Annotated in this window: 12 protein-coding genes; 1 reads left to right on the plus strand and 11 read right to left on the minus strand. The window is 70.7% G+C overall.

The annotated features are described in order from the left end of the window. Window position 1: 1 nt before the first annotated feature. Entirely contained in the window at window positions 2-208 is a 207-nt protein-coding gene (locus DNK54_RS09865) for a YgaP family membrane protein (RefSeq protein WP_110206784.1), read from the plus strand. A gap of 263 nt (window positions 209-471) precedes the next feature. On the opposite strand, the gene DNK54_RS09870 is transcribed toward DNK54_RS09865, so the two are convergent. Genes DNK54_RS09870 through DNK54_RS09920 form a run of 11 tightly spaced genes read right to left on the minus strand, consistent with a single transcriptional unit; the run spans window position 472 to window position 13,522 of the window. Beyond that, complete coding sequence (locus tag DNK54_RS09870; RefSeq protein ID WP_110206785.1) at window positions 472-1,401, minus strand: alpha/beta hydrolase; 930 nt, start codon at window positions 1,399-1,401, stop codon at window positions 472-474. Window positions 1,402-1,426: 25 nt separating this feature from the next. Further along, window positions 1,427-1,648, minus strand: a complete 222-nt coding sequence (locus DNK54_RS09875; RefSeq protein WP_110206786.1) for a hypothetical protein — start codon at window positions 1,646-1,648, stop codon at window positions 1,427-1,429. Continuing rightward, window positions 1,645-2,661, minus strand: a complete 1,017-nt coding sequence (locus DNK54_RS21085; RefSeq protein ID WP_162602387.1) for a peptidylprolyl isomerase — start codon at window positions 2,659-2,661, stop codon at window positions 1,645-1,647. Before DNK54_RS21085 ends, DNK54_RS09875 begins: the two co-directional genes overlap by 4 nt. Continuing rightward, window positions 2,658-5,000 carry an RND transporter family protein gene (locus DNK54_RS09885; RefSeq protein ID WP_162602388.1) on the minus strand — a complete coding sequence of 781 codons (2,343 nt, stop codon included), beginning with the start codon at window positions 4,998-5,000 and terminating at the stop codon, window positions 2,658-2,660. The genes DNK54_RS21085 and DNK54_RS09885 overlap by 4 nt, the downstream gene beginning before the upstream one ends. After that, window positions 4,997-6,289, minus strand: a complete 1,293-nt coding sequence (locus tag DNK54_RS09890; RefSeq protein ID WP_110206788.1) for an MlaD family protein — start codon at window positions 6,287-6,289, stop codon at window positions 4,997-4,999. The genes DNK54_RS09885 and DNK54_RS09890 overlap by 4 nt, the downstream gene beginning before the upstream one ends. Next, a complete protein-coding gene (locus DNK54_RS09895) occupies window positions 6,286-7,518 on the minus strand; it encodes an MlaD family protein (protein ID WP_110206789.1) in 1,233 nt (410 codons plus the stop codon). The genes DNK54_RS09890 and DNK54_RS09895 overlap by 4 nt, the downstream gene beginning before the upstream one ends. After that, on the minus strand, window positions 7,515-8,879 hold the full coding sequence (locus DNK54_RS09900; RefSeq protein WP_110206790.1) for an MlaD family protein: 1,365 nt from the start codon (window positions 8,877-8,879) through the stop codon (window positions 7,515-7,517). The genes DNK54_RS09895 and DNK54_RS09900 overlap by 4 nt, the downstream gene beginning before the upstream one ends. Window positions 8,880-8,888: 9 nt before the next feature. After that, complete coding sequence (locus tag DNK54_RS09905; protein WP_110206791.1) at window positions 8,889-10,115, minus strand: MlaD family protein; 1,227 nt, start codon at window positions 10,113-10,115, stop codon at window positions 8,889-8,891. A gap of 1 nt (window position 10,116) precedes the next feature. Beyond that, complete coding sequence (locus DNK54_RS09910) at window positions 10,117-11,487, minus strand: MlaD family protein (RefSeq protein ID WP_110206792.1); 1,371 nt, start codon at window positions 11,485-11,487, stop codon at window positions 10,117-10,119. After that, window positions 11,484-12,710, minus strand: coding sequence for an MlaD family protein (locus DNK54_RS09915; RefSeq protein WP_110206793.1), 1,227 nt, complete (start codon window positions 12,708-12,710; stop codon window positions 11,484-11,486). The genes DNK54_RS09910 and DNK54_RS09915 overlap by 4 nt, the downstream gene beginning before the upstream one ends. After that, complete coding sequence (locus DNK54_RS09920; protein ID WP_110206794.1) at window positions 12,710-13,522, minus strand: ABC transporter ATP-binding protein; 813 nt, start codon at window positions 13,520-13,522, stop codon at window positions 12,710-12,712. The genes DNK54_RS09915 and DNK54_RS09920 overlap by 1 nt, the downstream gene beginning before the upstream one ends. Between the last annotated feature and the right edge of the window lie 29 nt (window positions 13,523-13,551).

The following is a 13,551-nucleotide window of genomic DNA, read 5'->3' on the forward strand; positions in this document are numbered from 1 at the left end:
CGTGAACCTCGACCGAGCCGTCCTCGCCCTCGCCGGCACCATGGTGCTGCTCAGCGCCCTGCTCGCCGCGACGCTCTCTGCCTGGTGGCTGCTGCTGACCGCTTTCGTCGGCGCCAACCTGCTGCAGTCCAGCATCACCGGCTTCTGCCCCGCGGCCTACGTCTTCCGGCGCCTCGGCGTCCGCGACGGATGCGCCTTCAACGCCTGACTCCACGGAAGCGAGAACCATCATGTGTCGTCCCGTCACCTGCAAGAAGTGCGGCCTGACCACGTGGGCCGGCTGCGGCATGCACGTCGATCAGGTCATGCGCAACGTGCCGAAGGCTGCGCGCTGCGCCGGCCACGAGAACGACCCGAAGGGGCCTGGACTGCTGAGCCGACTCCTCCGCAGATAACCGCCATCAGGTCCCGGTGAGCCGTGGGCGCCGAGCAATCCGCTCGGCGCCCACGGCTGTTCCTACCGAGGGGTGGTCAGCTGGTGAAGAGCTCGTGCAGATACGCGCCGGCCTCCTCGAGCGCGACGCGTCCCTGCCCCATCACGCCGGCCAGATTGGCGGCGAACGCGTGGATCTGACCGTCGTGGCGGCGTACCTCCACGGGCACGCCGGCCTCACGCAGTCGCTCCGCATAGGCCTCACCCTCGTCGCGCAGCGGGTCGAACTCTGCGGTGACCACGTAGGCGGCAGGCAGGCCGGCGAGCTCCTCGGCGAGCAGGGGCGAGACGCGGACGTCCTTCGCGTCGGCGGCGTAGTGGTCGCTGAACCAGTCCATCAGCTCGGTGGTGAGGAAGTACCCGGCACCGTTCTCGCGGGATGACGGCGTGTCCCGCTCGAAGACCGTCACCGGGTAGAGCAGCACCTGGCCGACGAGATCCGGCCCACCGGCCGCCCGCGCGTCGAGGGCGACGACAGCAGCGAGGTTGCCACCGGCGCTGTCCCCGGCGACGGCGACGTTGGCGGGATCGATGTCGAGCCGGTCTGCCTCCGCAGCCACCCAGCGGGTCACAGCAACGCAGTCCTCGACCGCGGCGGGGAACGGATGCTCGGGCGCCAGCCGGTAGTCGACCGAGACCACGACAGCCTTCGCCCGGTTGGCCAACAAGGTGCAGGGCCCGTCCACGACGGTGAGGTCACCGAGCACCCATCCGCCGCCGTGGAAGTACACCAACGCGGGGAAGGGTCCCTCGCCCTCAGGCGTGTAGACCCGCACCGGGATCTCGCCTGCCGCGCCGGGAACGGTGAGATCCCGTACGTCGGCGACCGGCTCGGGTGGCAGGCCGCACTGCTGCACCACTGCCTGATAGGTGGCCCGGGCGTCGGCCACGGACATCTCGTTGAGCGGCGGCACACCGGCATCGGCGATGCTCTGGAGCCAGGCAGCAGCGTGGGGATCGAGGGGCATGAAGGACCTTTCGCGGGACGGGCGTTCAGTTGACGACGAGCAGCACGAAGGCGGCCAGGAAGAAGACGACCGAGAGCACCTGACAGGTCAGTGCTCCTCGGCGCAGGACGGCGATCCGCTCGTCGCGCTCCTGGCCCTGGATCGCATCGACCACCAGCGAGTCGGCCTGTGCCCTCCCCCAGGCACCGAGCGGAAGCAGGATGCAGGCGACCAACAGGCAGGTGGCGACGTCGAGGTAGCCCATCATCGGTCGGCCCCCGTCCCCTGCCCGTCGTACTCCTGCCAGGTCGTCACCGCGTCCGGGTCATCGGGACGGTAGGAGTCGGCGTACTCGATGTCGGCCTTGCGGAGCCGGGCCGACAGCCACCCGCTCCACGCCGCCTGCGCCTTCTCCGCGGCCAGCGTCTTGCGCAGTTCGCTGCGCACGCCGGCGAAGGTGGCCTTCCTCGGCGGCAGCACCTCCGCGACGACGCCGACGTTCCACCCCTGCGGGCCCTGGACCGGTCCGTAGGCGCCGCCGGCCGCGGTCGAGAAGACCACCTTGGCGACCGCGGGAACCAGGTCCGACCGGCTGACCGGACCGAGCGCGCCGCCCAGGTCTCGGGTGGCGCCGTCGATGCTGCGAGCCCGGGCCAGCTCCGCGACCCGCGCACCGCCGTCGAGCTCGCTGCGCAGCTGCTTCGCCTCCCGGCGCTCGGAGACCACGATGTTGTTGACGTCGCGGCGCTCGGGCAGGTCCAGCTGGGCGCGCCGCTCCTCGAAGGCGGCACGGAGCTCCTCCTTCGACACGGTCACGTCACCGGCGATGACCTCCAGCAGCAGGCGCAGCTCCAGCTGCCGGCGGATCTCGTTGCGCACCGCGGTCTCCGAGGTGTTGACGTTGCCGAGCGAGTCGAGGAACGCCTCGCGGTCGTCACCGAACTGGGCAGCGACGAAGTCGGCGAGCGCCCGGTCGACCTCCTTGTCGGCGACCTCGACCCCCTCCTCCTCGACCGCCTTCTCGAGCACGATGCCGATCGCCATGGACTTGGCCGCCTGCCGACGGAAACCGTCACGACCCTTCTCGTCGCTCGGCTCCTGGATCCCGTAGAGGGCGCGCAGTGAATCGTTGCGCGCGTCCAGGGCGTCGACCGTGACGATCTGCTCCCCCACCCGGAGTGCCGCATCATCAGGCAGGTCGTCCTGCCAGGGTCGCCAGATCATCAGCACTCCCGCGACCAGGAGCACCAGCGCTGCACCACCGGCAACGACGCGGTTCATCGGACCACCTCCAGGGGCTGGGATCGAACGGGCTCGGGCTCGGGCTCGGTGGCGCCGCCGCGCGAAGGCGATGCTGGCGCGGCGACGGCCCATACGACGAGGCGCGCGGTGCCGAGGGAGACGATGACGGTGCCGGCGAGAAGCAGGCCGAAGCCGCGGATCAGGCCGAGGTCGGAGAGGGCAAGCACGGCATAGCCGGTCGCCGTCGCGGCGGCGGCGAGATCCACCGATCGCATGATCCGGCGGTCGCCGACCCGTGCCCCGTGCGCCAGCACCACCGCGAACTCGCAGGCAACTGCCGCCGTGAGCGAGCCGAGTCCGGCAGTCATCGGGGTGAGCGCGACGTCGGCCAGCACCATGACCGCCATCACGAGACCGGAGGCGATCACGGCCGTCACCACGGCAAGCAGGGCGTCGCGACGCCTGCTGAGCACCAGCAGCAGCGCGAGGCCCGCGGCGACGATCCCCAGGGCGGCCGTGAGCAGCCGGTCGTCCTGCATCGCCGCGTGTGCGTCGACGGCGATCACCGGCAACCCCGCCAGCCGGACGTCGACTCCGGCCGGGGCGGACCTCGCCACACCGTCCAGGTAGTGCCGCAGCTCTCGCAACGCGTCGACGTCGTCGAGGGAGACGCCGTACACCATGACCGCGAGATCCCGATCGGTCGAGACCACGCTGGAGGCTAGGTAGCCGGGGAGGAGCCGCAGCGCGGCGCTCACCTGCTCGGGTGTGGGGTCGGAGCCGAGGAACGAGAGCACGTCCGGCGGGGAGAGCACCGGCGTGAGTGCGTCTCCGTGGGTCGCGATGATGTCGCGACGCGCGGTGGTCATCCAACCGATCGCGTCGGGAGCCAGCACGTCCTCGCCGGAGATCGCCACGCTGACCTCGCCGGACGCACCCATCACACGCTCGACGCTGCGCGCCTTGTCGAACTCGTCGAGCCCGGAGGCGAGCGAGCGGAAGTCGGATTGGATGCTCAGCGTCGGGAAGAGCACCCAGCCCACCGCCGCCGCAAGCGTCGGAACCGCCAGGATGACGAGGCGCACGCCGCGGGATGCCTGCGCGGCGGTCGTCGCCGTCGCACCGGGCGCGGACTCCCCCTGCTCCGGGTGCGCCTCGGATGCGGCGGCGGGCAGCCAGCGCTGCGCAAGGACCGAGACCAGCACGGTGACCAGGAGCCCGATCCCGAGGCTGATGCCGAGGTCGGCCACGGCGGGGACCGGTGAGATGGCCAGAGCCGCGAAGCCGGCCGCCGATGCGAGCGCCGCAGCCAGCACGGTCCGTACGCCGACGCCCCGGTGGAGATAGGTCATGAAGTCGGAGCCGATCCCCAGCAGGACGGGCAGGAACGCGACCGCAGTCAGCGCCAGCGGGCGACCGACCCATCCGGCGAGGGACAGCGTGCAGGCGGTGCCGAGCAGGCTGGCGCCCAGCGGCAGCAGCCTCCAGCGACGCCGGGTCCAGCTGGTCAACAGGAACCAGAGGCCGACTGCCACAGCGGCGGCAGCGCCGAGCACCGGGATCTCGTGACGCATCTGCTCACCGAGCGCCGCGACGACGGCCGGGACGCCGGTGACCGACGTGCGACTGGCCGCGATGTCACTGTCGTCGACGGTCTGGCGCACGGCCTCGACCAGCGCCTCGGTCTCGCTCTGGCGCAGCGAGGCATCGGGCCGCACCAGGATCGCAAGCGCGTCCGCGCGCGGCACCAGGAAGTCCCACTGCGGCCGGGGATCGCCCTCGTCGTTGAAGATCACGCGGTCTACGAATGCCTGGTTGTGCAGGGTGGGCAGCCCGCCGGGGAGACCCTGCGAGAGGAGCGCGGCGTACCGCTCGTCGAACCGCCGTGTGGCTGCTTTGCCGGCGGACCTGATCTCGGCCTCGCTGGCACCACGGCTCCGTGCCCGCTGTTCCGCGCGGCCGATCAGCCCGTCGCGATAGCCGCTGAGCTCGGCGAGGAAGACCTGCGCCTGACCGGCGATCTGGTTGAGCACCGTACCCGGCCCGTAGACCCGCGCCACGTCGGGCAGTGCGGCAAGCTCACCTTCCAGGCGGAGCAGCACAGGCAGGCTCTCCTTGCCCACCAGTGTTCCCGGCTGGGCGGACTCCAGCAGCACCACGATGGGATCGCCGCCGAACTCCTCCGCCACCTCGATGGTGGCGGAGACCGAGTCCGCGTCGCGCGGCACGAACTCCTCGACGCCCGTCTCGACCTCGACCCTGGCCAGTCCGAGCACTATGCCGGTGAGCAGCACCGGAGCACCGGCGAGGAGGAGCAGCCGTCTCCCTGCGCCGCCCCCGAGGGGACGGCGCAGGGAGCTCAGGTTCGGCATCCTCATCGCGGGATCGGCTCCTCCTCGATCCGCGGGTACTCACCCTGGAAGTTGCGCGGGCGCAGGTGCGCGCCCGGATCCGGGTAGGGGTTGTACATCGTGCCGACCTTGAGCGGCACCGGGAGGTTGAGCGTGTTGGCGCTGAAGACCGGCTTGACCCGTGCGATCGGGCCGTTCTGGTCGTGGCCGCCGGCGAACTCGATGAAGTTCGACCAGTACGAGACCATGTCGCGCCCGTACGGCGACATGTACGCGAGCATCGGGTTCAGGTCCGCGAGGTTCACCTCGAGCGTGTCCCAGAGCGGCGACGCGGCCTCCTGGAACGGGCTCAGCCGGGTCAGCGTCGCCGGCGCCCGGGTGAGGGTGCGGTCCAGGGAGGGCAGCGCGCCGCGTAGGTCACGCGTGGTGGCCGGCAGCTCCCGCAACGCGCGGTCGAGGTCCGGCGCCGAGGCACGCAGGTTGGCCGAGACCCGCCCCAGTGGGTCGGCGAGCTCGTCCAGGCTGTGGCTGGCCGCCTCGGTGCGGGCCAGCAGCGGGGGCAGCTCCCGGACGACGGCCTCGACGTCGGCACGCTGCCCGCTGGTGACCTTGGTCAACCGCTGCGCATCCCGCACCATGTCGACGATCCGGCCCTGCTGCGTGTCCAGGGCGTCGAGCACCTGCGTCGCCGACCCGACGAGCTTGCGCAGGTCCTCCGACTGTGCGGCGAGCGCCTTCAGCGCACCCGCGCTCCCACCCAGGTCACCCAGGCCCGTGAGCACGGCGTCCACGTCGTCCTGGCGTCCCGCGGTCGATCGGCCGCCCGAGCGCACCAGCTGTGTGAGGTCCGCACGCGTCTCGTCGTCCAGGCTGCTCAAGACGTCGTTGAGCTGCACGCTGCCCTGGACCGCCTCGGCAGGGAGCGTGTCTCCGTTGGCGTACTCGCGGCCCTCACCATCGGTGATCTCGAGATAGGTCTCCTCGATCATCGTCTTGTTGCGCACGGTGACCGTGGCACCCTCGTGGAGCGGCGCGATGTCGTCGTCGAGCTCGAGCGTGACCATCGCGGTGCGGCCCTGGACGTCGATCTTCTCGATCTGGCCGACCTCGACTCCGGCGATGCGCACGTCGGACTGGAAGACCAGGTTGTCGAGGTCGGCGACCGGGACGGTCACCTGGTAACCGGCGCGCGAGACCACCGGGAGCTTTCCACCGGCCTGCAGCCAAAGGAAGCTGAAGATCGTGGCGCACAGTGCGACGAACGCGACGACCGTCAGGGCCCGAAGCTTGGGCGCCACGGCGTGGGGGATCCTCATCGCTGGCCTCCTGAACCCAACGGGAGCGACTGGGTCGCCGAGACGGTGAACAGGCCACGCAGGATGCCGCGGTTGGCATCGCGCAGGCTTGCTACCGAGTTGGTGTTGTAGACGAACGCCGCCACGTCGTCGAGCCGCGGCACAGCGTGAGCGGTCAACGGTTGTGCGTTGCGGCTCAACGGTCGCAGGTCACCCGCGATCGCCCGCACGCTGGGAGCAGCCTGCCTCAGGTCGCCCACCACCGGGCCGGCCTTGTCGAGCACCGGCCGGGCGTCGTCGAGGAAGTCGTCGAGCTCGTCCACGCTGTCACCGAAGCGTCGCAGCGCGCCGGGCAGCTCGTCGCTGGCCTCGTGCACGTTGGCCAGTGTCGGGTTCAGCTCGCCGGCCAGCTTCGTGACCGCGACCGACGTCGTGCGCAGGTCCGCGGAGAGCTCCGGCAGCTGCGCGATGGTCGCGTCCAGATCGCCGCTGCGCCCTGCCACCGTGTGCAGGGTGGTGCTCAGCGAGCGCGCCATCCGGGCCAGCCGCTCATCGTTGGCACCGGCGGCCTCGGAGACGTCGGCGAGGGCGTTGACCAGCCTGGCCAACGTCTCGCGGCGGGTCTCCAGCCGGGTCATCACGGGCTGCAGCTCCTCAAGCAGCCGGCGCGTCTGCGCCAGCCCGTCCGGCAGTTGCCGCTTCGCGTTGACGAGCGCGACGTCAGACTCGGAGAGCAGGCTGCTCAGCGCTGCCTGCGCGTTGGAGTCGAGGTGGGACAAGACGTCGTCGACCTGCACCGGGGAGACCGTCTGCTCGACCGGCACCGTGTCACCGTCGCCGAGCTTCGCCGCGTCAGTGGAGCCTGGACTGATCTCGATGTACATGTCGTTGAGCGGGCTCTTGGGTCGCAGCAACAGGGTTGCGTCCTCGCGCACCACCTGGTCCGAGTCGATCCGCAGCTCCAGCCGAGCCTTGCCGTCGCGGGTCACCTCGGCCGAGCGGATGTCACCGACCTCGACGCCGGCGATGCGCACCTCCTGGCCGTTGCCCGGACTGATCGCCGCCGCCTCGTCGAAGACGGCGTAGACCGTGTAGCGGTCCTCCCACGGCGGGTTGAAGCGCTGGTGGGCGAGGAAGTAGCCGGCGAAGAGGGTGCCCAGCACGACCAGCACGCCGATGGCCGTCAGGTTGCGCCCGAGACCTGGTTCGCTGAGCGTGCGCTCCCAGAGGCGCGCAAGGGATCGACTCATTGCTGGACTCCCGTGGCGTAGGCGGAGAAGAGCTGCTCCAGGCTGATCGGCAGCCCCGCCAACGAGGCAGGCCCGACCGCGGGCTGGAAGGAGATCATGGAACCGTTGACATCGGCCGAGTTCGCCGCGGCGAGGTTCGACAGCATGTAGCCGAGCTCCTTGTAGAGCGGGCGGTCCGCGCCGCCCTTCGCGTACTCGTCCGTGCCGTGCCAGGGCGACATCAGCTGGCCGATGATCGGCCCGTTGACCCGGTCGAGCACCGGGCCGCGGACGTTGTCGACGGTGGCGTCGAGATCGCGCGCGGTGGGAACCAGCGTGTGCACCAGCGGCCGCGCATCGCGCAGGACGCCGCGGAGGTCACCGACCACCGGCCGCGCCTTGGCAAGCACCGGGGCTGCTCGGTCGAGCACGCGTGCCAGCTCGTGCACCGCGGGCCGTGCCGGCTCCGCAGTCTCCTCCAGCGTGGTCAGCACCCCGTCGAGCTCGTCGAGCATCTGGCTGGTCTCCTCCAACGTGCCCGGCATGCTCCGGGTCACCGAGGCCAGGTCGTCGCGGCGGCTCTCCAGCACACGCGTCACTGCCGCGAGATCGGTCACGCTGTTGCCCAGGTCGGCATTGCGGGAGGAGAGCACGGTCGAGGCGTTCTCGAGGCCCGACACCAGCCGGCTGAGATCGCGACGTGGCTGGGTGCCCTGCAGACCGGCAAGCACCTCGCCGGTGGAGCGCAATGGCGCCGGCGCACTCCTGACCAGAGCGCGCAGCGAGTCGGCTCCGCCGCGATCCAGGGTCTGGTCCAGGGCCTTCGTGGAGGACTGCACGCCCCGTCGCGCCTCGGCGGGGAAGGCGGAGCTGACTCCGTCGAGCTCGACGGGCAGTTCGGTGCGCTCTACCGGGATCGTGCCCGCGAAGGTCCCGCGACGGCCGCCGGGGATGATCTCGACGTAGTAGTTGCCGCCGAGCAGGGTGGCCGGGCGGATACGTGCCGACGGCGCCGTGCCCATCGCCTCCAGCGCCTCCTCATCGACCTTGACCTCGACGGTGGTGCGGTCGTCGCCTCGATCCACGGAGCGCACAACGCCGACCGACACGCCCGCGATCTTGACGTCGGAGACGGCCGGGCGGAGCCGATGCGCCTCGGCGAACTGGATCTCCAGCGCCTCGCCCGGACGCAGTGCGGCGCTGAGCTGTGCCTTCTGGAAGAGCAGCACGGCTGCGACGCCCGCGACGGACACGAAGATCACGCCGAGCCGGAACGGAGTGCTGACCTTCTTCCTGGCGTGGGTGCTGGGTGCTGGCGTCGCGGCACGTGACGCCGACCGCGGCGTCCGGGAGCTCCCGTTCTGGGGTGTCCTTCTGGTCACGGCGAGTCCTCAGTTCCTCGGAGCCGGGTAGGGGTCGCGGTTGACGGCGACGGGGAGGCCGACGACCTCCGCGCTCGGCAGCAGCATGATCCGGAGCCAGTTGCCGGCGCTGTCTCCCTGGGCCAGGGAGCCGACGGCCGCCGAGTAGTAGTGCGAGATGTCCCCCGCATAGGCCCCGAGGACGCCTCCCAGCGGCGCGCCCGACCGCCCGGTGGAGACCAGCTGGCGAGCCAGCGGACGCGCGTCGATCACCAGGTCGTCGATCGCCTTCACCCCCGGCTCGGCGGCCTTGTTCACCGACGGCACCTTGCCGACGGGACCGACCCCGTCGCGCAGGAAGGCACGCAGATCGGGGGTCGCCGCGCCGAGAGCGCTCGCTCCCGGACGGAGCTGCCGGGTCGCGACAGCGAGATCGGCGAGCGGGCGGTCGAGACTCTGCAACGCACCGCGAGCCGCGTCGAGCGTGTCGGGCGCTTGGTCCAGCGAGGCGTCCACCGCCGCACCGTCATCGACGGCGAGCGAGTCGATCGTGGTGCCGAACTCGTCGATGAGCGCAGCCAGCTCGTCCTGGCGACCGGCGAACCGGGCGCTGAGCTGGTCGGCGGACTCCAGCATCGCCTCGAGCGGCTCCCCCCGATCGGCGGCGAGCGCGCCCGCCACCTTGCCCGTCGAACGGACGATCTCCGGTGCCTTGCGGAGGAACGCATGTGCGTCCTCACCGTGGCCGATCATGCCGCCGCCCAGGTTGCGCAGGGCCTTGGACGCCTGGTCACGGGTCTTCTCGTCGAAGACGTCGAGGAGCACGTTGATGTCCTCCGAGCGCATCGTCCGCTCCGCTGGGATGACCTCGGACTCCGCGAGCTGCGGGGCGGTGTCGTCGCCCGGATCGAGGTTCACGTACTTCTGCCCCAGGCCCGAGCGGTCGGAGACCCGCGCGGTGCTGTTGGCATAGACCTCGGTGTCGGGATCGTCGAGCTTGAGCACCGCGATCGCACGCCCGTCCTCCAGGGCCATCCGGTCGACGTACCCGACCCGACTCCCGGCGATGCGTACGTCGTCACCCCGGTTGAGGCCGCTGAGATCGGCGAACTCCACCTTGACCTCGCGCCGTTCCGCCAACGGCATGCCGTTGGTGGCGTTGAGGCCGAAGACGACGGCACCGGCGAAGAGGCCGACCACCAGCGTGCCGATCCCCAGCGGTCCGCGGAGCCACCGGCCCAGTGTGTTGTCGCCCATCTCATCGTCCTCCCAGGAGCAGACCCAACAGCCCGGACTCCTGCGTCTGGGTCAAGCCGGTCGGGTTGCGCTTGTCCTTGCCGGTCAGCGGGCCCAGCAGATCGCCGAGCAGCCCGTCGAGGGTGTCCTGTAGGCCCAGCGGGTCCTTGCGCGACTCCTTCGGCTGCTCCTGCTGGGACTGCGTCGGCTTCGTCTTGTCGCGGGTGGGCGTGGCCGGCAGCAACCCGGTGAGCATCTGCGGGTTGACCGTCGCGCTCACCCGGAAGTAGTGCGACAGGCCATCGCGACCGTTGGTGGTGAGCGCCCAGTAGCGCACCCACTTGAAGAGGTCGTCCCGGTTCTTGGTGAGCCGGTCCACCACTTCCTCCGCGCCATCGAGCGTCTTGGCCAGGTCGGGCCCGGAGCGGCGCAGGTCCGCCGCCACCGGCGCGGCCGAGCGCAGCAGCTCATCGGCCCGCTTCAGCACCGGCTCGGAGGAGGCCAGCGCCGGGTCGAGCACCTCGCTGAACTCGCGCAGCTCCGCTGAGAACTCGGGGAGCTTGTCGGTCAGTGGTCGGAGCTCGGCCAGCGTGGGTGCGGTGTTGTCGGCCGCGGTCCGCAGGTTGGCCAGTGTGCTGCGCAGCACCGACAGGGTCGAGGGCAGCTTCTCGAGCGTGGCATCGAGGCGCTCCTGCCGTCGCTGCACGACGGCCAGCACCTCGTCGGAGGCCCCCACCAGGCGGTCCATCGCCTTGCCGTCGCGGGCCGCCAGCGCACCGGCCACCGGCTCGAAGTTGTCGACGAGCCTGCCGAGCAGCTCGTTGTGCTCGTCGAGGACCTGGGCGAGCGCGCGGGTCTCGCGCATGCTCGGCGAGAGTGCCTTGATCACCTCGGCGACGTTGGCGCCGTTGCCCTGCATGCCCTCGCCGAGCGTGGTCACCAACGCCTGAAGGCCAGCCCCGGTTGGGTCGTCCACCGTGTTCAGCACCTCGTCGAGCCCTACCGACGTCGCGGTCTGGCTCTCGGGGATGACGCCGCCGCGGTCCAGGACGGGAGCATCGGCACTCCCCCGGTCGAGGTCGACGTACCGCTCGCCGAGCAGGCTGACCGGCCGGATGGTGAGCCGGGCGTCCTCGTGAAGCGGCAGCGCGACGTCGTCGAGGTCGAGGCTGACCTCGGCCAGGCCGTCGCGGACCGTGAAGTCGCCGACCGTCCCCACGACCACGCCGTCGATCTTCACCTGGCTGCCCTCGACGAGCGGGGCGGCCGAGACGAAGCGGGCCTTGAACATCGCGTCGTCGTCGCCGTCGAGCTGGTGGGCCAGCAGCGTCACCGAGCCGGCCAGGACCACGGCCGCCAGGCCCGCCTTGCCGACGTCTGCCAGGGCCTTCATCGCATCTCGCTTCCGTAGGCATCGGTCCATGGCTGTCCGACCGGGGAGCCGGGCGCGGGCGTGAGGTTCTGGGTCACGCCGGGACCGGGCCCGAGTGCGGGCACGACACTTTCGGCGCCCGCCATGATGTGGAACCGCACGTACTTCCCGTTGCGGTCGTAGTTACCACCGGCCGCTCCCCACTGCGACGCCCAGCCCACCAGCTCAGGCGTGTAGGGCCGGAGGAAGTCCAGGGCCGGGGTCAGCTGCTGCAGTGCGTTGTCGGCGTCGGGCACCGTCGCGGTGCCGACGTCGAGCAGATCGGGCGTGAGACCCAGCAGCTCCGAGAGGCTCTCAAGCGTCGGGACGAGGTCGGCGACCGTCGGCCGCAGATCACGGAGTAGCGGCCGCAGGTTGGCCGCCACCGGGCGCAGGTTGGCGGTCGCCGGGGCCAGCTCCTCGAGCATCGGAAGCGAGACGTCCACGGTCTCCGGGACCCGGCCGAGGGTCCGGGTTGCGGAACGCAGCACCGGCGGCAGTCGCTCGAGCGTGGTGCCGAGCTCGTCCTCCTGCCGGGCAACGGTGTCGGTGGTGGCGGCGAGGCTGCGCACGATGCCGTCGATCTTGTCGCTGCGCGAGGCGAGGATCTCAAGAGTCTCGTTGAACTGCCGGCCGATCTGCTCGATCGCCTGTCCGTCGGTGCCGACCTCACGGAGCACCGCGCCCAGCTCGCGAAGGGCGGGCCCGGCCGCCTCCAGGCTCGCGTTCGCGTCCTGCTCCCGGCCGGCCAGTGTCCCCTCGAGCTGGCTGACCAGCGAGGCGAGGTGCTTGCGGGTGGGGGCGTCGAGCGAGGAGAGCACCGCATCGAGCTCGATCGGCTCCCGCTGGACGCCGCTCAGCAGGGCGCCGTCCGGAAGCTCGGGGCTTCCCTCATCGCCGTCGACGATCCGCACCAGGCGCTCGCCCAGGGCAGCCTTCCAGACCACCTCGACGGTGGCGCCGTCGTGGAGTGGTCCGAAGTCGTCGTCGACCGACAGCTCCACCAGCGCCTTGCCGTCCTCGACCTCGATGCTCTTGACCGAGCCGGCCTTGTAGCCGTCCTGCATCACCGAGCTGCCGACGAAGAGGTTGTTGGCGTTCGGCAGGACGGCCCGCACGGTGTAGTCGTCGCCGTCCACGGCCCAGACGGCGAGGCCGCCGACCAGTGCCAGGCCCGCGATCCCGGCGACGATGCCCCGAGCCATCAGTCCATCCCCAGGGGGCCGGCCGACGAGCCGGCCAGGAACTGGCGCACGAAGGGGCTGTCGGAGTCGAAGGCGGCCTGTGCTTCGCTGTAGTGGATGCACTTGCCCTTCCAGACCACCCCGATGTAGTCGCTCACCTTGCGCGCGGTCGCCATGTCGTGGGTGACGACCATGTAGGTGCCCTTGTGTCGCTCGTGCATGTCGAGGATGACGTCGTTGAGCAGGCTGGTGCGCACCGGGTCGAGGCCGGAGTCGGGCTCGTCGAACATGACGATGTCGGGGTCGAGGATCAGGGCGCGTGCGAATCCGGCGCGCTTGCGCATGCCACCGGAGACCTCGCTGGGGAGCTTGGCCGCCGCCCCCTCGAGGCCCACCTCCTGGAGCCTGTCCATGACGAGGTCGCGGATCTCCTTCTCGCGCATGTCGGTGTGCTTGCGCAACGGGAAGCAGACGTTGTCGAAGATGTTCATCGAGCCGAAGAGCGCGCCGTCCTGGAAGAGCACCCCGAAGCGCTTGCGCAGGTCATAGCGCTCCTGCTTGCTGATCTTCCAGATGTCCTGGCCGAAGATCACGACCTCGCCCTGGTCCGGCTCCAGGAGTCCCACCAGGTGCTTGATCAGCACGCTCTTGCCGGTGCCGGAGGGCCCCAGGATGGTGGTGATCGCGTTGTCGACGAAGTTGAGGTTCATCCCGGTCAAGATGTCGTAGGGACCGAAGCTCTTGTGGACGTTGCGCACCTCCATCGAGTGCTGCCTCACCGGGGCGAGGCCGCGCGCGATCGTGTCACCGGGACGAGCGAGATCGAGAGTCATCAGTTTCTTCCTCTTGCAGAGACGGCGGG

This window comes from Nocardioides daejeonensis (assembly GCF_003194585.1).
Taxonomy (GTDB): domain Bacteria; phylum Actinomycetota; class Actinomycetes; order Propionibacteriales; family Nocardioidaceae; genus Nocardioides; species Nocardioides daejeonensis.